General features: G+C 32.5%; 21 protein-coding genes. 12 read left to right on the top strand and 9 right to left on the bottom strand.

Going from position 1 to position 20,287, the window contains the following annotated elements; translation table 11 throughout:
• The first annotated feature begins 54 nt into the window (after positions 1-54).
• A complete protein-coding gene (gene spxA / locus V7056_RS14370; RefSeq protein WP_192601133.1) occupies positions 55-453 on the top strand; it encodes a transcriptional regulator SpxA in 399 nt (132 codons plus the stop codon).
• Positions 454-595: 142 nt separating this feature from the next.
• On the opposite strand, the gene V7056_RS14375 is transcribed toward spxA, so the two are convergent.
• The gene (locus V7056_RS14375; RefSeq protein WP_499703059.1) at positions 596-1,270 is read right to left on the bottom strand and encodes a TerC family protein; all 675 of its coding nucleotides are present in this window, start codon (positions 1,268-1,270) and stop codon (positions 596-598) included.
• A 329-nt stretch (positions 1,271-1,599) separates the two neighbouring features.
• Here V7056_RS14375 and mecA point away from each other — a divergent pair, with 329 nt between their 5' ends.
• The 4 genes from mecA (at position 1,600) to pepF (ending at position 7,106) form a co-directional block, all read left to right on the top strand.
• Positions 1,600-2,274 (top strand): adaptor protein MecA, encoded by a 675-nt coding sequence (mecA, locus tag V7056_RS14380; RefSeq protein WP_499702996.1) that lies wholly within the window; start codon positions 1,600-1,602, stop codon positions 2,272-2,274.
• 50 nt (positions 2,275-2,324) lie between these two features.
• On the top strand, positions 2,325-3,872 hold the full coding sequence (gene cls, locus V7056_RS14385; protein ID WP_499702997.1) for a cardiolipin synthase: 1,548 nt from the start codon (positions 2,325-2,327) through the stop codon (positions 3,870-3,872).
• Between the two features lie 166 nt (positions 3,873-4,038).
• Positions 4,039-5,253: a competence protein CoiA gene (locus V7056_RS14390; RefSeq protein ID WP_499702999.1), complete on the top strand. Its 1,215-nt coding sequence runs from the start codon at positions 4,039-4,041 to the stop codon at positions 5,251-5,253.
• 29 nt (positions 5,254-5,282) lie between these two features.
• On the top strand, positions 5,283-7,106 hold the full coding sequence (pepF, locus tag V7056_RS14395; RefSeq protein WP_499703001.1) for an oligoendopeptidase F: 1,824 nt from the start codon (positions 5,283-5,285) through the stop codon (positions 7,104-7,106).
• 244 nt (positions 7,107-7,350) lie between these two features.
• Here the strand turns inward: pepF and V7056_RS14400 are convergent, their stop codons facing one another.
• The 3 genes from V7056_RS14400 to V7056_RS14410 form a co-directional block, all read right to left on the bottom strand.
• A complete protein-coding gene (locus tag V7056_RS14400; RefSeq protein WP_499703003.1) occupies positions 7,351-8,238 on the bottom strand; it encodes a DsbA family protein in 888 nt (295 codons plus the stop codon).
• A gap of 214 nt (positions 8,239-8,452) precedes the next feature.
• Positions 8,453-9,133, bottom strand: coding sequence for a lytic transglycosylase domain-containing protein (locus tag V7056_RS14405; protein WP_499703005.1), 681 nt, complete (start codon positions 9,131-9,133; stop codon positions 8,453-8,455).
• Between the two features lie 2 nt (positions 9,134-9,135).
• Positions 9,136-9,726, bottom strand: coding sequence for a CYTH domain-containing protein (locus V7056_RS14410; protein WP_499703006.1), 591 nt, complete (start codon positions 9,724-9,726; stop codon positions 9,136-9,138).
• Positions 9,727-9,857: 131 nt separating this feature from the next.
• Between V7056_RS14410 and V7056_RS14415 the strand changes: the two genes are divergently transcribed.
• From V7056_RS14415 to V7056_RS14430, 4 genes are read left to right on the top strand one after another with little or no spacing between them, the layout of a single operon-like run.
• Positions 9,858-10,241, top strand: coding sequence for a UPF0738 family protein (locus V7056_RS14415; protein WP_499703008.1), 384 nt, complete (start codon positions 9,858-9,860; stop codon positions 10,239-10,241).
• A gap of 15 nt (positions 10,242-10,256) precedes the next feature.
• Positions 10,257-10,880, top strand: a complete 624-nt coding sequence (gene yjbM, locus V7056_RS14420) for a GTP diphosphokinase (RefSeq protein WP_499703010.1) — start codon at positions 10,257-10,259, stop codon at positions 10,878-10,880.
• Positions 10,881-10,895: 15 nt separating this feature from the next.
• Positions 10,896-11,690, top strand: coding sequence for an NAD kinase (locus V7056_RS14425; RefSeq protein WP_499703011.1), 795 nt, complete (start codon positions 10,896-10,898; stop codon positions 11,688-11,690).
• 12 nt (positions 11,691-11,702) lie between these two features.
• Positions 11,703-12,629: an RluA family pseudouridine synthase gene (locus tag V7056_RS14430; RefSeq protein ID WP_499703012.1), complete on the top strand. Its 927-nt coding sequence runs from the start codon at positions 11,703-11,705 to the stop codon at positions 12,627-12,629.
• Positions 12,630-12,797: 168 nt separating this feature from the next.
• Here the strand turns inward: V7056_RS14430 and prpE are convergent, their stop codons facing one another.
• Positions 12,798-13,544 (bottom strand): bis(5'-nucleosyl)-tetraphosphatase PrpE, encoded by a 747-nt coding sequence (prpE, locus tag V7056_RS14435; RefSeq protein WP_499703014.1) that lies wholly within the window; start codon positions 13,542-13,544, stop codon positions 12,798-12,800.
• A gap of 677 nt (positions 13,545-14,221) precedes the next feature.
• Entirely contained in the window at positions 14,222-15,385 is a 1,164-nt protein-coding gene (locus V7056_RS14440; protein WP_499703015.1) for an FtsW/RodA/SpoVE family cell cycle protein, read from the bottom strand.
• Between the two features lie 250 nt (positions 15,386-15,635).
• Here V7056_RS14440 and fabI point away from each other — a divergent pair, with 250 nt between their 5' ends.
• Positions 15,636-16,406, top strand: coding sequence for an enoyl-ACP reductase FabI (gene fabI / locus V7056_RS14445; protein WP_087999993.1), 771 nt, complete (start codon positions 15,636-15,638; stop codon positions 16,404-16,406).
• 111 nt (positions 16,407-16,517) lie between these two features.
• On the opposite strand, the gene V7056_RS14450 is transcribed toward fabI, so the two are convergent.
• Both V7056_RS14450 and V7056_RS14455 read right to left on the bottom strand, forming a co-directional pair.
• Positions 16,518-17,183, bottom strand: coding sequence for a YwrJ family protein (locus V7056_RS14450; RefSeq protein ID WP_192601147.1), 666 nt, complete (start codon positions 17,181-17,183; stop codon positions 16,518-16,520).
• A 684-nt stretch (positions 17,184-17,867) separates the two neighbouring features.
• Positions 17,868-18,341: a DUF2642 domain-containing protein gene (locus V7056_RS14455; RefSeq protein ID WP_087999995.1), complete on the bottom strand. Its 474-nt coding sequence runs from the start codon at positions 18,339-18,341 to the stop codon at positions 17,868-17,870.
• Between the two features lie 239 nt (positions 18,342-18,580).
• On the opposite strand from V7056_RS14455, the gene V7056_RS14460 reads away from it, so the two are divergent.
• Positions 18,581-19,084 carry a CotO family spore coat protein gene (locus tag V7056_RS14460; protein ID WP_499703017.1) on the top strand — a complete coding sequence of 168 codons (504 nt, stop codon included), beginning with the start codon at positions 18,581-18,583 and terminating at the stop codon, positions 19,082-19,084.
• 60 nt (positions 19,085-19,144) lie between these two features.
• On the opposite strand, the gene V7056_RS14465 is transcribed toward V7056_RS14460, so the two are convergent.
• Positions 19,145-19,690 (bottom strand): CotY/CotZ family spore coat protein, encoded by a 546-nt coding sequence (locus V7056_RS14465; RefSeq protein ID WP_499703019.1) that lies wholly within the window; start codon positions 19,688-19,690, stop codon positions 19,145-19,147.
• Positions 19,691-19,883: 193 nt separating this feature from the next.
• On the opposite strand from V7056_RS14465, the gene V7056_RS14470 reads away from it, so the two are divergent.
• Positions 19,884-20,237 carry a DUF1360 domain-containing protein gene (locus V7056_RS14470; RefSeq protein WP_087999998.1) on the top strand — a complete coding sequence of 118 codons (354 nt, stop codon included), beginning with the start codon at positions 19,884-19,886 and terminating at the stop codon, positions 20,235-20,237.
• Positions 20,238-20,287: the final 50 nt, after the last annotated feature.

A 20,287-nucleotide genomic window follows, 5' to 3' on the forward strand; every position in this document is an offset into this window, starting at 1 on the left:
TCATAATAACTATATAACTTTTCATAAGGATAAAATAGTTAGGGGGAGAGCAATATGGTAATTTTATATAATTCACCAAGTTGTACGTCTTGTCGTAAAGCTAAAATGTGGTTAGAAGAGAATCATATTCCATATAAAGAGAGAAACATCTTTTCAGAGCCATTATCAATCAATGAAATTAAACAAATTTTACGCATGACTGAAAGTGGAACTGATGAAATTATTTCAACGAGATCTAAAATATTCCAAGAATTAAACGTAGATTTAGAGAGCCTTCCACTGCAAGATTTATATGAAATCATTCAAAAACATCCTGGTTTATTAAGAAGACCTATTATCATTGATGAAAAAAGATTACAAGTTGGTTATAACGAGGATGAGATTAGAAGATTTTTACCACGATCAGTAAGAACATACCAATTACGTGAAGCTCAACGCTTAGTAAATGAGTAAAATTGTAAACTGAATTGTGAAAAAAGATACAATTATTGATTTGCATTCTCAATCATATTGAACAAATACCTAATCATAAAATAATAAAAAGCTGTGAAAAGTAACATTGATACTTTTTACAGCTTTATTTTTTTCACAACATTTATGAAGGCTTTCTTCGGTATCTTATAGAATTAAAATAAAAACCTATAAATAGTGTGACAAAAACGCAGAGGATGCAAACAATGAATTCTAGATCGGTTCTTCCGTTAATGTACTGATATATAGCCGGTTCCTCAACTAACATCTTACTCGCCGTAATTGCAAGTACTGATGCACCAACAAAGCCTAGGATTGGATATCGTTCTAATAACCAAAGAACAATCTTACTCCCCCAAATAATAATTGGAATTGAAATTGATAGTCCAAGTATAACGAGCGTTGGATTCCCATTAGAAGCTCCAGCAATTGCTAAAACATTATCAATACCCATCACTAAATCCGCAAACACAATTGTGCGTACTGCGTGGAAGACTGTATAGTTTTCTTTAACAGCAGTCAAATTGTCGTCTTCTTGAATAATTAGCTTACATGCTATGTATAAAAGTAATATTCCGCCGATTAAATGAAGGAAAGGAACTTTTAAGACATAAATTGCTCCAACTGTTAATACAATTCGTAAAACGATTGCGGTAACACTACCAAAAATAATTGCGATATTACGCTGTTTTGAAGGCAGCTTCCTACACGCCAATGCGATAACAATCGCGTTATCTCCACCTAATACGATGTCAATCGTGACAATCATAAAGATGGACCATATGTACGGTAGATCAATCATGAATTCACCTCACTAAGTATTGTCTTTTAAACTGATTGTCCTAATAATAATAGGTATATGATGATTTTATAAAAATAGGTGAATTTTATTTCCATAATTTGAATTCTTATCATAAAATATAATTGTAGTTACTATTCGCATTTACTTTTTTTTCATGGTAAGATAGATAAAAATTTACCTTTTAGGCTAATTTTTTATCAAATGCATAACTAAATTACTATTTCAATATTTTATATTTTTGTCATAAATACATGTACTTTAATTAAATTAAGTTATCCATTTCGTCTAACGCAATTACTTGTTGTTCAATAAGGAGGGGGAAAACAATGGAAATAGAAAGAATCAATGAAAATACGTTTAAGTTCTCCATATCCTACTTAGACATTGAAGAAAGAGGATTCTCGAAGGATGAAGTCTGGTTAGATCGAGAAAGAAGTGAAGAACTTTTCTGGGAATTAATAGACGAAGCACATTTGACAGAGGAATTCATTGCTGGTGGCCCCCTATGGATTCAGGTACAGGCACTAGACAATGGTCTTGAAGTTGTCGTCACTAAAGCTGTAATTTCTAAAGATGGCAAAAAAGTTGAAGTGAATTTAGGTGAAGGTGAGAAGAATTTAGAAATACCTTTTCTAAATGTAGATGATGATGATGATTCTGAAGATGATGAAGAAGATGACGATATTTTTGAAGTAATGGATGAAGAGGAATATGAACTTATAATGTACTTCAAAAGTTTAGAAGATTTTATTTCATTATCACATGCAATTCAACAAGAATCATTTGAAAGCTCATTATATTCACACCAAGGTAATTACTATCTACATGTGAAGTTTGACGATAGTGCTTACGATGAACAACAAATAGATTATTTATCATCAATGTTGCTTGAATACGGACATCGTTCCAAGGTAACTATACATGTATTAGAAGAATATGGTAAATTAATTCATCAAAGTACAGCGATACCACATTTTAAATCTATTTTCCCATTACTGTAATAGCCGATGCCTTAGGGATCGGTTTCTTTTCTTTTAAAAGGAGATTTTTTATGCAATTTAGACTAAAAATTTTAATATTTTTATCAATAGTAGCATGCATATTATACTTTGCTTCTCCATCGATTAAATTTATATGGCTAATGAATTTTGCATTTTTTGAGAAGTCTACTGTTTTTCGAACGATTAGTATTCTATTCTCATTAACAGCAATTGGTGTATCAATTATCATTTTCCTCGAGAATAGAAATCCTGCAAGAACATTAACATGGATTGTCATTTTAGCGATTTTTCCTGTCATAGGTTTCTTCTTTTATTTACTTTTTGGACAAAACTATCAAAAAAAGAGAGTATACAGAAAAAAAGCAATTAATGATCAAAACGCTTCTGAATTATTAAAACAATCCAACAATCAAGAGGTAAAAGAATTCTTAGCTACTCATAAAAAATTGGAGTATTTAATTAATATTGCATCAAAGCAAAGTAACATACCAGTCACAATGAACACACAAACAAAAGTACTTACAAACGGAAGTGAAACATTTCCAAAAATAATCGAAGAGCTCAAAAAAGCCAAACACCATATTCATATTGAATTTTATATTGTAAGAGATGATGATATTGGACAGAAAATAAAAGAGATTCTTATTGAAAAAGCTATGAACGGGGTCAAAGTACGCTTCCTTTATGATGCAGTTGGGAGTTGGAAATTATCTCGTACATTCGTGAAAGACTTAAAAAAAGCTGGAGTTGAAATTTTAGCTTTTTCACCTGTGACGGTGCCGGTATTAAACGATACGATTAATTATCGTAATCACCGAAAGATTATTGTGATTGATTCTAAAGTCGGTTTTGTCGGAGGATTAAACATCGGGGATGAATATTTAGGTAGGGATCAATATTTCGGTAAATGGAGAGACACTCATTTATATTTACATGGTGAAGGTGTAAGGTCACTTCAATTTATTTTTTTACAAGATTGGTATTATATGACGAATGAATTTATTGATGATCCTGAATACTTTGATATCCCAACCGAGAATATACAATCAACAGGGGCCATCCAACTAGTATCTGGTGGACCTGATCGAAAACAAGAAATCATAAAAGATTTATTTTTTGCGATGATTACAAGTGCAAGAGATAGCATTTTAATTGCTTCACCTTACTTTGTTCCCGATGATGATCTGTTAACTGCTCTTAAAGTGGCTGCAAATGGTGGAGTGAAAGTAAAGATTCTGATGCCAGACAGACCAGATAAGAAAATTGTTTTCTATGCATCTCGTTCATACTTTCCAGAATTATTAGATGCAGGTGTAGAGATTTATGAATATAAACAAGGGTTCTTACACAGTAAAGTTTTAATTGTGGATGGTGAAGTTGCATCTGTCGGTACAGCCAATATGGATATGAGAAGTTTTCATTTGAATTTTGAGGTTACAGCATTTTTATATTTAGAAGATAGTATAAAGCACTTAGTTAAAGATTTTCAGCAAGATTTATTGGATTCTGCACCGATTCTTTTAAATGAATTTAAGAAAAGACCAATTTATAAGAGAATAATGGAATCGCTATCAAGATTAATGGCACCATTACTTTAAAAAAACGATTACAAGATGAACTTTCATTTTGTGATGGTTTTTTTATTTTTTCTAAAAGATTGTTTCACTATTTTAGATATTCGAGTCTTTGAAAATTCAATTTTAGTGATTTTGCAGGAGGATTGAAATTTATTGGGGAACTATTTAAGTAGAAAGGGGCGTTAGAATGATTATTGCACTTGATAAACATGAAAACCAAATCAATTTATTTGAAAAGAAAAGCAGTACTGATTCATTTGCGATGAAGAAATTGGGACCATTTAGATGTCCTATATGTAAAAATGAAGTCTTACTAAAGTCAGGAATGAAAAGAAGAGCGCATTTTGCTCATATTAGTGTATCTGAATGTGAAAATGCACGAAAAGAAAGTAAAGAGCACTATGACGGCAAATACGATCTTTATGGATACTTTAAAAGAATAGGAGGAAGGGTTACTATTGAAAAATATCTTCATTCAATTAGGCAGCGCCCTGACATTCTAGTAGAATTCGATCATTATGTAATTTGCATTGAATACCAATGTTCTATCATTTCATTACAACAAATCATTGATCGAACTAATTCTTATCATGATATTTCTCTAAAAGTTCTATGGATATTAGGCATGAACATGCATTTACCAAAAGCAAAATTTATATATTCATTAAATTCGTTAGCCATTTACTGTTTAGGAAACTCCAAACATTCAACCCTCTGTTTTTATGATCCATCAAAAAAGACATTTGTGAAACTATCCTCACTAATAGCCTTCTCCCCAACTATATTTGTAGGTATCAAATCGAGTTGTAAAATTGAAAAGTGTACTCCCTCACAATTAATCTCTCAAGTAAATATAGATAAAAATAATTTCATTACCTCATGGTGTGCATTAAAAGAGAGTTATCGCAAAAAACAGCATTTATACTATAAGGGTAGCTTTTATCCACTCAAGGAACATTTATATACCCTTCAAATAGATTATTTACCAGCGGTTATTGGTGTACCTTTAGCGTGTAATTACTTATTAAATGAACATTGCATTGTATGGCAAGGGATATTATTTCTCAATTTTATACATTCTAAAAAGATTGGTGAAATGATTTTTGAAACAGAAATAAAAGATTTTTTCTTTCAACAAATAGAAACAGAAATATGGAGAGTAAATGTAGTTAGTCACAAAGATATAAGTAATTTGGAGAACTGTGTAGAAAATTATATTCAGTTTTTAGAGCAAATTGGAATCGTAAAAGAGATAAAAAATGGTAAAATAATGAAGATAGCGGATGCTATTATTCCAAAATCATTCCAGCATGCCCTGGATGAAGACTGTCTGGCAGCAAGTACTGCATTTGAATTGCTGTTTCACACTGTTACTGACAATCAGACACGGGAATGTTATTAATACTAATAATTATTTTAGGGGGATCAGTCATGCTAGAACAAAAAGCAGTTAAAAAATTACCAACTAGAAATGAAGTTCCAGTAGAATTAACTTGGAAATTAGAAGATATTTATGAAACAAATGAAAAATGGGAGGAAGAATACAAGAAAGTATTAGAATTAATTCCTACATTTGCTGAATTTAAAGGTAAGTTAGGTGAATCTTCATCTGTACTTTTAAATGCATTAAAAAGACAAGATGAGATTTCTTTCTTATTAGGGAAATTGTATACATACTCTCATATGCGTTATGACCAAGATACAACTAATTCAACATTCCAAGCATTAGATGATCGTGCGAAAAATTTATATACGAAGGCTTCAAGTGCGATGTCATTCTTTGTTCCGGAATTATTAACAATTAAAGATGAGACATTAAATTCATATTTAGAAGAAAATGAAGAATTAAAACTGTACAAGCATTCATTGGAAGAAATTTTAAAACAGAAGCCTCATGTTCTATCTGCTGAAGAGGAAGATATTATGGCACAAGCTTCAGAAGTATTATCAGCGTCTTCAAATACGTTTGGAATGTTAAATAATGCTGATTTAAAATTCCCGACAATTGAAAATGAAAACGGTGAAGAAGTAGAGATTACGCATGGTCGTTATATTCAGTTTTTAGAAAGTAGTAATCGTAAAGTTCGTAAAGAAGCTTTTGAAGCTGTCTATAACACTTATGATGCTTATAAAAACACGTTCTCGAGTACATTAGGTGGTTCTGTTAAAAAGAACAATTTTAACGCGAGAGTGAGAAAATATGATAATGCTCGTCATGCTGCACTAAGTAACAATGCAATTCCAGAAGTTGTTTATGATCAATTAGTATCGACTGTTAATGAACACTTAGATTTATTACATCGATATGTAGCACTTCGTAAAAAGGCATTAAAGTTAGACGAAATCCATATGTATGATCTATTTACGCCTTTAGTAGAAGAGGTGAAAATGGAAGTAACGTACGATGAGGCAAAGGATATTTTATTAAAAGCATTAACGCCACTTGGCGATGAGTATATTGAAATATTAAAAGAAGCATACCAAAACCGTTGGGTAGACGTAGAAGAGAATAAAGGTAAGCGTAGTGGTGCTTATTCTTCTGGTGCATATGGAACAAATCCATATATCCTAATGAACTGGCAAGATAATGTAAATAATTTATTTACTTTAGCACATGAGTTTGGCCACTCTGTTCATAGTTATTACACAAGAAAGAATCAACCATATATTTATGGAGACTACTCAATTTTCGTAGCAGAAGTAGCATCTACATGTAATGAAGCAATTTTAAATGATTATATGTTAAAAAATACAGAAGACCCAAAACAAAGACTATATTTACTAAATCACTATCTAGAAACGTTTAGAGGTACTGTATTCCGTCAAACAATGTTTGCTGAATATGAACACGCGATTCACCAATTAGCTCAAAATGGAGAGGCTTTAACACCTGATTTATTAACTGAGACATATTATGAGCTAAACAAGAAATATTTTGGTGATGAAATTGTAATCGATGAATTAATCGGTTTAGAGTGGAGCAGAATTCCACATTTCTATTACAACTATTATGTATATCAATATGCAACTGGATTTAGCGCAGCTACAGCATTATCAAAACAAATCTTAGAAGAAGGCGAACCTGCAGTTGAAAGATACTTAGGATTCTTAAAATCAGGAAGCTCTGATTATCCAATTGAAGTATTGAAAAAAGCAGGAGTAGATATGACTTCTTCACAACCGATTGTAGAGGCGTTAAAAGTATTCGAAGAAATGTTAAATGAAATGGAAGAGTTATTGTTTAACCAAAAGTAAGTATTTAGAAAATGGTGCAAAGTATTTGCACCATTTTTTCTATTATATACTGTAATATAATGTGTCTAAAATGTGAAATATTGTTCAAACGGTTGCCAAAAGGAATAATTAATTGTATTATTAGGGTGTGAATTACTTCACAAACACAAATACCCCTTTGTTGAACGTGAAAATTTCTCCCATCCCCTTGATGTTAATCTTAACATCAGAAAAAGGACCTAGCGAAAGCTAGGTCTTTTTTCGTTTATACAATAGATTGAGAATCGAGATATTGATAATAGATATTTTCTTCTTGGACGATTTTCTTAACTTTTCGGAGTAGAATTAGTTTCTTTAATTCTAATTCGATTTGTTGATTCGTCTTTTCATATATTGTACTTAATTCATTGATCGTAACAAATGGTTGGAATTTGATAAACTCAAGTAAATCAGGAAGTTCTCTTTTAATTATCTTTTCCCTATGCATCAATTCTAAAATCTTTACGTAGGTTTGATAGCTTTCAAAACCATTAATTTTTAAACCTTCTTCTTCAATGTTTTCATTAAAGAAAACGACACTTGGAATTTCGGTAATATTCATCTCTTTTGTAACTTTAATATCACATTGAAAAGCCTTTATGGAGAGAGGACTATGTAGATCCTCGATAAATTCATTAATATCTATGTTAATTTCCTTTGCGCATTGTATAAGAACTTCTTTATCTGTAATATCATAATCCAATAAAAAGTAATACTCTTGTAATTTCTTTAGATAATTAACCCCAGCTATACGTCCTTGAAGCTCAGCAGCTTTAATAGCTATCGCTGAATAGTAAGGGTATAGCTCTTTATTATCAATCCATAAATGATCATCACAAAGGATATCAGATCTGCTCGCTGTTTTTTCCCAAACAAAAGAAAGATGGGAAGGGCGTTTTTCCAACAGCTTTTTTGTTGTATAATATCGATTTACTGGAACATAAGTAGATGAAAAATATTGACCATACTCTAAATGAAACTTTTTTAGAAGTGTACTAAAATCCCAGCACGGCTTACACAGTGGATCTATGAATACATACAATTCAATCGATTTTTTTGTACAAGTCTGCTTAGGCTGTATGATTGATTCAGTTTTATATTGTTTGTCATTCATATATTTCACCCTTATTGCTATTCCTTTTATCCGTTCTATAACAGGACTGGAATTTGTTATCTAAGATATAACACCTATATTCTCTAATCGTATTGTAGCAACGGTACGCTAATATTACAAATATGATGTACTATTATGTGCTATTCTTTATAAAATTAACAAAAAATAGATATAAAAATAAAAAACCATATCATTTGATGATATGGTGTAGAATTTATGCAAAGTAAGTCTCAGTTACTTTACGGACATAATTTTGTGTTTCTTTAAATGGTGGAATACCACCATATTTTTTTACATTTCCGCTACCAGCATTATAAGCAGCCAAAGCAAGTTCCACATTGCCATTATATTGACGCAGATTTGCTTTTATCATTCGTGTACCAGCTTCAATATTTTGTTTTGGGTCATATGGATTTGTAATGCCATATGCTTCAAAATTTAATGGCATGATTTGCATTAATCCTTTTGCACCTGCATGACTTGTCGCATTAGGATTATAATTTGACTCATGTTGGATTATTGAATGGATTAACTTTGGATCCACATCGTATTTCTTTGCCATTTCATTAATGATGCCATCAAACTGACTCTTCGTATAATCAGATTTACTATTAGTAGGTGAGATTACAGTAGAAAGTTGATCGATGACAGGCTGAACAGCTGTTGATATATTTTTACCTAATAATTGAACGACAGTTTCACCATAGCTTAATGTAGGTTGAGGTACATTAATGATTTGATTCAAATTACTAGAACTTGAACTCACATTATTTAATTCATTTGTAAATAATGAGCTAAATAATGAGTTGTTGCTATCCTGCTTTGATGATGATAACTGACTAACATTATTAAGTGCTTGAAGTTGAATTAACTTCTGGATGATACTTATATCCATTTTTATTTCTCTCCTATAAACCCTTGTTTAGCATTAAAAAAGCGTTTAATTTTATTTAAAGTTTCACGTTCTGGAATCTCATATTTACGTAAAAGATTGATAAAATGATTTTTACCAACTAGTTCATCTGTTACTTCATATTCTAATTCATAATCCTCATGATTTAAATAAGTACTATGGTCTAAAACTAATAGACCATTTTCATAAGGTAATTCTACACGGCTTGTCGTTAGATCCCCTAATAATGCTAAATTATCAATTTTGATATTCTCTTCAATAAGATACTCTTTTACTTCTCCATCAGGTATTTGACTAGTTTCGAGTATTTTCATTGCTTCACTTTCAGATAATTTTTGATGAATTTCTAAATGACCGATAGCTTGTCTAATTTTTAAAGTCAGTATAAAGGAATGGGACTTTTGTCGGATTCGAAGTGCTCCACCGTTATTTTTTAAAGTAAATGAAGGCGTTTCAAAATAATAGTTTGTTTGTTTAACGAACATTGACTCAGTAATGTGAAATACATCTTGGAGTTTTGTAAATTCTTCTTTTGTTAATAAATTTTTAAATTCGATTTCAATCTCTTTTGCCATAATAATCTCCTTATGATAAGTAGAATTTTTTCTGCTGAACTCACCAGTCGTCTAATTTATATTTGATATGTTACAATAGATAATGTCAAAAATGAATAAAATACATACATTAAAAAGGTTGAGGATTTACGATGAGAAAAATGGTTCAAATAAAAGAAATTACAATTAATAACGAAAATGAGATGATGTTAATAATTGAAAACGATGCTATAAATTTGGCTAATTGTCATGAAGTTGGTACGATGATTGCAGATTCTGAACAAAGTTCATTACTGTATATAATAGAAGAAAATGAAGAATTTGTATATGTTACTATACCAGTAGAATATTGGCCAAAAATTAAAAAAGCCTTTGATTTAAAAAGTGTGGTAATTTTACAAGCAGACGAAGCGAAAATCCCACTTGAAAATTGGCAAAATGAACTAACTTGTTTAGTAGAAAACGTTGAAGGTAATTTTAATTATGGAGAAGAATTTGTGAAGCAAATTCAAAGTGTATTTTTAGAAGAGAAGTAAGTTGGTGGTGAGTTTATGAATGGTCAATGGGAAAGTTTTTTAGCACCATATGAGCAGGCAGTAAGTGAATTAAAAATTAAATTAAAAGGGATTCGAAAGCAATTTGAAGAGTCTCATCAACATTCACCGATTGAATTTGTGACAGGCCGAGTCAAACCAATTCATAGTATTGTAAATAAGTCGATTCGAAAAGGAATTCCACTAGCAAAGCTAGAACTAGAATTACAAGATATCGCTGGACTACGAATGATGTGTCAGTTTGTTGAGGATATTAAAACTGTAGTAGAACTCCTACGTAAGCGAAAAGATTTTAAAATTATTGAAGAACGAGATTATATTACTAATAAAAAAGAGAGCGGTTATCGTTCTTATCATGTAGTTGTCGAATATCCAGTTCAAACAATTGAAGGTGAAAAGAAAGTACTTGTAGAAATTCAAATACGTACACTAGCAATGAACTTTTGGGCGACAATTGAACATTCATTAAATTATAAATATAAAGGGCAATACCCTGCAAACATTCTCGAGCGATTACAAAGAGCAGCTGAAGCAGCATTTTTACTTGATGAAGAGATGTCGCTAATTAGGGGAGAAATACAAGAGGCACAAGCTGTATTCTCGAAAAAAAACGACCAATAAGGGAAGGACGAGAAAATGAAATTCGCGATTATGTCAAAGGGTGACCAAGAATCGAATAGTCATACTAAGCGCATGAAGGATTATTTGGAAAGTTTTAACTTTAAGTACGATGAGGTTGAACCAGAAATTGTCATTTCAATCGGTGGTGATGGTACATTACTACATGCATTTCATCAATATACACATCTACTTGATAAAGTTTCGTTTGTTGGTGTTCACACAGGACATCTAGGATTTTATGCGGATTGGGTTCCATCCGAGGTAGAAAAATTAGTGATTGCGATCGCAAAAACCCCTTTTCAAGTTGTAGAGTATCCTTTGTTGGAAGTCAATATTCGATACAATGATGGTAGGAAAGAATTGCGAACACTCGCTTTAAATGAATGTACTATTAAGGGACTTGAAGGTACTTTAGTAATTGATGTTGAAATAAAGGGTCAGCATTTTGAGACATTCAGAGGAGACGGCCTTTGTATTTCTACACCATCTGGAAGTACTGCCTATAATAAAGCCTTAGGTGGAGCGATTATTCATCCTTCAATCGAGGCGATTCAAATTGCAGAAATGGCATCCATTAATAATCGAGTGTTTCGAACAATCGGTTCACCACTCGTTTTACCAAAGCACCATACATGCTTATTAAAACCTGTTCGTAAATCTAATTTCCAAATTACATTAGATCACAAAACGATCGTACATCAAGATGTTAAATCGATTCAATGTAGAGTTGCCCATGAAAAAGTGCGTTTTGCTCGATTCCGACCATTTCCATTTTGGAAGCGTGTCGTCGATTCTTTTGTAAAAGAATAAAGGTGATATAAGATGAAACAATTTCAATTAAAATGGGAAGTAAAAACAGAACATAATGGCTTGTTACTCAGAGAGTTTCTACATTTAATGGAACTCTCTAAACGAGCGTTGACTGATATTAAATTTCAAGGTGGAAAAATCTTAGTTAATGATGAAGAAAAAACAGTTCGTACAATTGTAAAAGAACATGACATCATAACGATCTTTTTTCCAATTGAAAAACCTAGTGAAGAGCTAATACCACAAGCTGTTCCATTTGAAATTGTATATGAAGATGAAGCAATATTAGTTGTTAATAAACCTTTTGGGATTTCCAGTATTCCATCAAGAGAACATCCAAATGGTACATTAGCAAATGGAATCCTTCATTACTACCAACAAATCGGATTACAATCGACGATTCATATCGTAACCCGTCTAGATAAGGATACATCGGGTTTAATGTTGATTGCTAAAAATCGATATGTACATTATTTATTTTCAAAAAATGAATTAAAAGATGTAAATCGTAAATATAAGGCAATCGTTCAAGGCGAAATGAAGGAAAATACGGGCATTGTAAATGCAAGAATAGCTAGGAAACGTGATAGTATTATTGAAAGAGAAGTGTCAGAAGAAGGACAAGAAGCTATTACATATTTTAAAGTCGTAGAAAAGTTTAAAGAGTATTCGATTGTAGAATTACAATTGGAAACTGGTAGAACGCATCAAATTCGTGTTCATATGTCTTTTATAGACCATCCACTCATTGGGGACGATTTATACGGAGGATCTACTGTCACATTAAAAAGACAAGCTCTTCATAGCTATTATTTGTCATTCATACACCCAATTAACAAAGATGAACTGTCATTTGAAATAGTTCTACCTAAAGATTTAATAGATTGGCTAGATCAACAGAAACAAAATAATCAGACTATAATAGATTGTCAACAGTAAAATTTGTCTAATGTTTGGATATTTCATTGACATTATTAGAGTAATAGATTAACTTTATATTTGTAGTGTTTCTACCATGGGGATGGAAGAAACTAAAATATCTGAAGAGCGGGCGACGCTCTTACAGTAAAGTAGGTTCCGAAATGGTACCTACTTTTTGTTTTTTTTCTATTCTTCATAAATACTAAATTTCTCTTCGATTAGTGGCATTGTAGAAGGAACTTGTGTAAATTCATGTTCTGGATAAGAATATGCAGTTAATTTACCTCCAAAAACAGCACCTGTATCGATATTGATTGTATTATTTAACTCTCTTGGCTCTTTAATTGGCGTATGACCGTAAATAATCAATGCCTTCCCGCCATACTCTTTTGCCCAATCTTTTCGAACAGGCATACCATTTGGCAGAACATCTCCATTTATATCTCCATAAAGCACAAAGGTTTTTACATTATTCGAATGCTTACCTATCATGTCTTCACGAATTCCAGCATGACTAACAACTAATTTTCCATCATCTAATACTTGATACAAAGGTGAGGATTCGTACAGTTTTATAAATGAGTTTTTATAGTGCTGACGTTCTTTTCCTTTAAGTGATTCTAGTTCAGCTACTGTTGTTTCAAGACCATGAAGTATCTTCACATTTCGACCCAAAAAGTAGCGGTAAAGCTTATTACAATGATTACCTGGTGAATAATGTGCTTTTTTATATTTCATTACCAGGTCGTACACAACTTTCATGACACCTAACGAGTTAGGCCCTCTATCTGTTAAATCACCAACGAAAACAAGTTTTCTTTCATCGGGATGAAGTGGAACATCTTTTTCCCAGCTGTAACCTAATTTCTTTGTTAACTCAACAAATTCATCATAACAGCCATGAATATCACCGATTACATCGTACTTTCTCATTAAATCAATCCCTTTAAAAAATGCTTGAACCGTTTATAGGCCCAAGCAAAGTAATATTAAAAGTAGTATGTGCAATTTGGTTTGAGTCATTCTAAATATGCACGTTTAATACAAAAAAGGTAATTTAACATACGGAAAAGTGATAGGACCGACTGAATTACTGCAAAGAAAAGCCTGTTTCCAATTTAAAATAAGAATGCTTTGATTTCCACTCCAGGATGCTCGCTTTCCATGGGGCGTGCGCTGAGCCTCCTCGTCGCGTTCGCTCCTGTGGGGTCTCAGCTGTCCCGTAACTCCCATAGGAGTCGAGCACCTTCCGTTTAAATCTTTAGTGGTAATGAGGGGACTCTAAGAGCACTTATATAAAGCTAATTCTTAGTTTTAATTCAACAACTTACTGACAATCCACCTTTGAATCTTAATTGAAAAAAGAGGACCAAATCATTAGCGAATTGGTCCTCTAATTATTTAATTATATTTCTTTAATCTCTAACCAATCTTGTTAGCCTGTCGCTTGTCTTGGCTGAACGAGTCGGCTCCACTTTTCTTGGTGCCTAGTTCCGGCTCCTAGCCCCTCGAGGTCATAAGCCAAGGACCAGTAAAGGTTAAAAAGCAACCTCCACTTGTCCTCGTCTTATGCTTGTCTTGGCTGAACGAGTCGCCTCCACTTTTCTTGATTAGTTAAACATATATTTATTTGTTCTTGATCTTACGTTTAGGATGAAGCCGATTGCTAGGAGGTTGGTTGCTAGTGAGCTTCCTCCGTAGCTGATGAAGGGTAGGGTAATACCTGTTATCGGTAGTAGTCCGATTGTCATCCCGATATTTTGGAAGATCTGGAAGGTGAACATTCCAACAACACCTGCGCAAATATAGCTTCCGAATTTGTCATTACTTTCTAATGCGATGTGGATCATTCGGTAGATCAGCAGGAAGAAGAATGAGATGACTACGCTGGCACCGATAAAGCCATATTGTTCGCATATAACTGTGAAAATAAAATCTGTATGTGGTTCAGGGAAGTAAGCTTCTCCGTTGTGGAACCCTTTACCTGTTAGCATACCTGAACCTGCAGCCATTAGCGCTTGCGTCAGTTGATAGCCTTGAGTTGGATATTCATATGGCGCTAACCAGCCGTAAAAACGATTTAGTTGGTATTCTTGTAGAACGTGAGCAGTGAAAAATTCAAAATGGAATAAGAAAAGATAAACCATGAACGAACCTAATGCAACTGTAAAACCAACTAAAGCAAGAATGTATCTCCAACGAATTCCTGAAACCAATATCATTGTAGCAATAATTGCACACATAACCATTGTGTTCCCTAAATCAGGCTCTTTCGCAATTAGTAATAAAGGAGGTAATGCTATCCCAATGATTTTAAATAGTAGAAATAAATCTTCTTTTTTACCACGAACCGAGTACGTTTCATTATGTTTAGAGATAATTGTTCCAAGAATAATGATCATAAATATTTTCATTAATTCAGATGGTTGGAAATTCCCTACGCCGGGAATACTGTACCATGCAGTTGCACCTTTAATTGTTAATGCACCTGGTACATTCAGCTCTAATCCAAGTAGTAAGAGTAAACCAACTCCATACATATACCAAATAACATTTTTATAACGATCAAAGTCAATAATCATAATGACGGCAATTCCAACAAATCCAATGATATACCATTTAATTTGTTGAGAAGCAAAGTTTATACTTCTAAGATTTTCAGGAAGGCTCGGTTGTGCACTTGTAATTGCAAGATAACTAATCGCAGCAATAGAAAACAGGATAAAAAGTAATTTAAAGTCAATTTGAAAGGGAGATGTACGGTCTTCCTTCATGTCCTCACCTCTCTATAATATGTTTTATTAGTATGCATTTTAAATAGCATTTTTAAATGCCGACAATCATCATTATAGTTTATTTTTGTTATTAAAGGAATTCAAAACTAAGAAGTCATGATAATTTCATCATTTATTTCTATAATCTTCAAAAAAACCAGTAGATAACTTTACTATTTCCAATTGAATGTATTTATGCTACTATTTTAGTATCTACTACTAATAACTAATATTAAAGGAGTGCGGATCTATGATTTCATTAAAAGGAAAAACATTTGTTGTAATGGGAGTTGCAAACTTCAGAAGTATTGCTTGGGGTATTGCACAGTCACTACATACGGCAGGAGCAAATCTAATTTTTACTTATGCAAATGAGAGACTTGAAAAAGGTGTTCGTGAACTAGCTGATAGTTTAGAAAATCCAAATACAATTCTTGTTCAGTGTGATGTAACAAGTGATGAAGATTTAGCTAAATGTTTCGCTTCAATTAAAGAGCAAGTTGGTTCAATTCACGGTGTGGCTCATTGTATCGCTTTTGCGAACAAAGAAGATTTAAAAGGTGAATTTGTTGATACAAGTCGCGCAGGATATTTATTATCACAAGATGTTAGTGCATATTCATTAGTTGCAGTTGCACGTGAAGCGAAAGCAGTTATGGCTGAAGGTGGAAGTATTGTAACGTTAACTTACTTAGGTGGAGAGCGTGTAATGCAAAATTACAATTTAATGGGCGTTTCAAAAGCTGCATTAGAAGCTTCTGTTCGTTATCTGGCTAATGATTTAGGTAAGTATAATATTCGTGTAAATTCAATTTCTGCTGGTCCTATTCGTACGCTTTCAGCTAAAGGTGTAGGAGACTTTAATACAATCTTAAAAGAAATTGAAGAAAAAGCTCCATTACGTAGAAACGTAACCCAAGAAGAAGTTGGAGATTCTGCTGTATTCTTATTCAGTGATTTATCAAGAGGAATTACTGGTGAGAACCTTCATGTTGATTCTGGCTATCATATCATGGGATAAATTAAATTAAATAAAAGGTGCCTTATTGTGATATCACAAAAAAGGCACCTTTTTATATTTGTTGAAAGAAAATTGATTTGTCCATCTAATTTATCTCTATGATCCTTTTTATTATGGAATGAAGATTGATTTTAAGTGACGTAGACCGACTAATTTAATCTCACCCTTCGACGTAATTAACTGAATGAAGTTTGAATCAATTGAATCTAATTTACCTATATATTCATTCCGTTCACCACTATTGATGACAACCAATTCACCATTTAATTTGTTTAATTGGACATCTAAAGTTCTTGCTAAAGGTATATTGGAAGGGTTTACTGGAAGCAAGTTATTGTTTAGCGTATACGGGGTTTGCTCTGTAAGGTATGGGATTAGCCATTTTAGGTGTTGAAGTGATATATACATTACTTTATAAACAGGTGAGTAAAATACAAAATAATTATTCATGATTGTTGTGATATAACCATGAAAAGAATGAGAATTTGTAACTTTTATTTCTACAAATATCCCTTTAGCAGCTGTTAATACTTTTCTAAGCGATAATTCGTCTTTTTCATGCTCCAATTCTTGTAGTGAAGGGACCGTACCATATGACTCCTTATTCAAACTTTCACTTACATTTTGAATGTGAAGAAGGGGGATATAAAGAAAATTCTCTCCATTGAACAGGACTAATAAGTCATTTCCTACTTCTAATAAAATGCCTTCTACAATGTTTTTACCGGAAACTTCAATCGTAACTTGCATGTTGAGAAAATGTTTAAAGCTTGCCATTATTTTCTCCTTTCTTGAAAGATAAACCGTAAGAATCATTCATTTGTTTCTTATTTGAAGATTGATTTTCTCAAGTTTTATAGTGAACTGTGTTTGCTTTAAAATAAGGCTTTGTGAAAGGTGAAGGTTCTCATGCTAGCTTTCATAGAGGGCGTACGGTAAGCCTCGTTTGTGGACATATACGCCTTTAGGGACTCACCTGTCAAGCTACTGCCATATGAGTCTCGAACTTTCTACATCAAATAACTTGTATTCTATTTAAGCCTGTCTAAACACAGTAATTTTTAAAAAAGTTTTCATTACATATCAACAAGAATCATTGATAAAGCATAAAATAAACAAAGCATGACATATTGAATGACTTCATTTATTCATGGACGCAGTCATTTTTAGTGCCTGTCTGAATTATTAGATTAGTAATGACCCAATCATAAATTCTTAATGTTTATTTTGAAGTAATCTTCATCATTTTTATTAATGGAAGTACCACTCAAAATTAAGTATTTTGTAAAACAAATAGTATATATCAAATGAAAGTTAAGTGATCTAATCAAATACTTTTACTTAGATCGATAGAACGACGTTAAGTATGAATGTAGTTGCTTTAACATAATTAGAATGGTATGTGAGAATAAATGTTAAAAAAAGGGTCGTTTTATAAGAATAAAACGACCGATCTAAACATTATTTTCTTCTTCTTAATGTTTGGCTTGTCGTATTACTTCTTTCATAAACTTCGAATTTTTCTCCGAAACTTACACTTTTAATATGATAAGTAGCAATATAAACTAGTTCATCGTTGAAAGAAATTTCAACATAATCATTGTTTGCATCAAGAAGAATACCTTCTACTTTGTCATGGCCACCACGATTGATTTTTACCCACTGTCTAACTTGTGAATTTAATAAGTCCACGAAGCTTTCATTTGGTAAAAGCTCGATTGTATTAAACATTTCATTATAGTTAAGTTTACCTTTTGCAAATGAAGTTACACTTTTTAAATGAGAATATGGGAAGTAAATTACGCCTTCAGCCTCTGTAAAAAGAGCAATATGTGTTCCATATGCACCAAGCAGTAAACCTTCTTTTGATTCGTGACCTCCTCGACCAATTCTAACTCCTTTACCTACGAATACTGAGAATAACTCTTTATTCACTTTTTCATCGCTCCTTGTTTTTTCTGTGCGGTTACAATGTATTTATATGTGCCCTGTCAATTGTTTGTACTAGGATATTTGTCCAATTTCTACAAATATGTATAAAATTAGTCAATTGTCGATGGGAAAATAAACTAGAAATGGTATATATATGCTTATTTACCCCAAAAAAATCTAACATGAGAACTATTGTCCCTACATATATTTTATAAGAGCACACATGCGAGGGAGGAACAACTATGGCACGAAAAGAATCACACGAAGGAGTAAAACCTTTGTTATATATTGCTCAACCTGACCTTGAAGAAGCCAAGCTAAATATACAACATTCCTATGTAGTCAAAGTTAATAAGCAAGAAAAGAAAGCGAAAAAAAAAGATTATGTAGAATCACATTATGAAGAAGTAGAAGATGTTGAAGAAGTTAAAGAAATAGAAGAAGTTGAAGAAATTGAGGATACTCAAGAAGAATTAGAAAGTTCGGAAAATAAAGTCCGAGAAGATAAAGGTTGGGTAAAAAAACCTTTTAAAGCAATGACAAATGAAGAAAAGGTGTATTTTATGGTTAATAAACCACATTATATTCCAAAGGTTGAGTGTCGGATCCGTACAAAAAACGATTTGTATATAGGATATATTTTAGCTTATAACGAAGGAAAAGTTGCTGTAAAGATCACATCTAGTATCAATAATATTGAAATTCCTTTAGAAGAAATTGTTAGTATTCAAATGGTTGGTATATAGACACTTAAAAAGGTGGTAGATATAATAATCTACCACCCATAGTTTTTTAGTTTACATGAATTATAAATTGTTAACGTGAACGTCACGTAAGCATTGGATTGCAATAAAAGCATCTAAATCAACAGTGATACATGTGTTAGAAGCAACGAAGAAATCAGCATCAACTAGGTCACAGAAATCTTGGCGATCTCGATCTTTGTTGCTGTTGTTTTTGTCATCGTCTCTGTCAGCTCCAACTAGTGCTCTTAATACTGCACAGTCATCGTCTACACTTTCAACACGGAAAACAACTGAATCTTGACAATTATTTCGTCTGTTTTTGTCATTTTTGTCATTGTCATCGTTTCTATTGTCGTTTCTGTCTCTGTCTCTCATGTTGTTTAGAAAAGCAGGTACTCTAAATAACTCACCATTAGGTAAAAATAGTAAGAAAGGGCGAGTATTTGCAAGTGGTACATTTGGATTAGCGCCTAAGAAAGGAACATCACAACCTGTTGGGCAAGTGTTTGTTGCACAATCTTGTAATTCATTTATGAATTTTACTACGTCGCTAACACAATTGTTGTCATTATTTTTTTTGTGGTGATTGTTGTCTTTGCAACTCATCTTTTTCACTCCTTATCATTTAAGATGGATATTACATTAATATGATATTAACGAGGAGGGAATCGGTTACTGTTGATTTTTGCTTTTTAAAGAAATGGGCTTAGTGTAGTGATTTTTTGAAAGTGATGAAAGGTTTTAGGATGCAAAATCAGGTTTAAACTTGAATCATTACGAGTAGAGCGAGGCTGTAAAGATGATTAGTATGACGTGGTTACTATTAGTGCTTCTTACTTTAGCCAGTTTTCGACTGACCAGATTAGTTGTTCATGATAAGATTACATCGTTTATTAGGCGGCCATTTATAGATGAAATCACGATTGAAGAAGAGGGAATACCTGTCACTTATACAAAGATTAAAGGTAAGGGAATTCAATATTTTATTGGTGAATTACTTAGTTGTACATGGTGTAGCGGAATTTGGTGTACTGCCTTGTTACTACTAATATATGTACTGTTCCCTGGAGTGGGAGAAGTCATCATCATCTTATTATCCATTGCAGGTGCGGCTGGTGTAATAGAGGCATTGGTTAATAGATTAAGTTTGTGATATTTGTCTGAACGATTATTTTATTCCTTCATATACTATTAAGAAAAAAA

The sequence above is a fragment of the Bacillus sp. JJ664 genome, assembly GCF_036962205.1.
Taxonomy (GTDB): domain Bacteria; phylum Bacillota; class Bacilli; order Bacillales; family Bacillaceae_G; genus Gottfriedia.

Bases quoted from the DNA above. Each gene is read 5' to 3' on its own strand.
- spxA (WP_192601133.1), top strand. From the start codon at position 55: ATGGTAATTTTATATAATTCACCAAGTTGTACGTCTTGTCGTAAAGCT.
- mecA (WP_499702996.1), top strand. From the start codon at position 1,600: ATGGAAATAGAAAGAATCAATGAAAATACGTTTAAGTTCTCCATATCC.
- cls (WP_499702997.1), top strand. From the start codon at position 2,325: ATGCAATTTAGACTAAAAATTTTAATATTTTTATCAATAGTAGCATGC.
- V7056_RS14390 (WP_499702999.1), top strand. From the start codon at position 4,039: ATGATTATTGCACTTGATAAACATGAAAACCAAATCAATTTATTTGAA.
- pepF (WP_499703001.1), top strand. From the start codon at position 5,283: ATGCTAGAACAAAAAGCAGTTAAAAAATTACCAACTAGAAATGAAGTT.
- V7056_RS14400 (WP_499703003.1), bottom strand. From the start codon at position 8,238: ATGAATGACAAACAATATAAAACTGAATCAATCATACAGCCTAAGCAG.
- V7056_RS14405 (WP_499703005.1), bottom strand. From the start codon at position 9,133: ATGGATATAAGTATCATCCAGAAGTTAATTCAACTTCAAGCACTTAAT.
- V7056_RS14410 (WP_499703006.1), bottom strand. From the start codon at position 9,726: ATGGCAAAAGAGATTGAAATCGAATTTAAAAATTTATTAACAAAAGAA.
- V7056_RS14415 (WP_499703008.1), top strand. From the start codon at position 9,858: ATGAGAAAAATGGTTCAAATAAAAGAAATTACAATTAATAACGAAAAT.
- yjbM (WP_499703010.1), top strand. From the start codon at position 10,257: ATGAATGGTCAATGGGAAAGTTTTTTAGCACCATATGAGCAGGCAGTA.
- V7056_RS14425 (WP_499703011.1), top strand. From the start codon at position 10,896: ATGAAATTCGCGATTATGTCAAAGGGTGACCAAGAATCGAATAGTCAT.
- V7056_RS14430 (WP_499703012.1), top strand. From the start codon at position 11,703: ATGAAACAATTTCAATTAAAATGGGAAGTAAAAACAGAACATAATGGC.
- prpE (WP_499703014.1), bottom strand. From the start codon at position 13,544: ATGAGAAAGTACGATGTAATCGGTGATATTCATGGCTGTTATGATGAA.
- V7056_RS14440 (WP_499703015.1), bottom strand. From the start codon at position 15,385: ATGAAGGAAGACCGTACATCTCCCTTTCAAATTGACTTTAAATTACTT.
- fabI (WP_087999993.1), top strand. From the start codon at position 15,636: ATGATTTCATTAAAAGGAAAAACATTTGTTGTAATGGGAGTTGCAAAC.
- V7056_RS14450 (WP_192601147.1), bottom strand. From the start codon at position 17,183: ATGGCAAGCTTTAAACATTTTCTCAACATGCAAGTTACGATTGAAGTT.
- V7056_RS14460 (WP_499703017.1), top strand. From the start codon at position 18,581: ATGGCACGAAAAGAATCACACGAAGGAGTAAAACCTTTGTTATATATT.
- V7056_RS14465 (WP_499703019.1), bottom strand. From the start codon at position 19,690: ATGAGTTGCAAAGACAACAATCACCACAAAAAAAATAATGACAACAAT.
- V7056_RS14470 (WP_087999998.1), top strand. From the start codon at position 19,884: ATGATTAGTATGACGTGGTTACTATTAGTGCTTCTTACTTTAGCCAGT.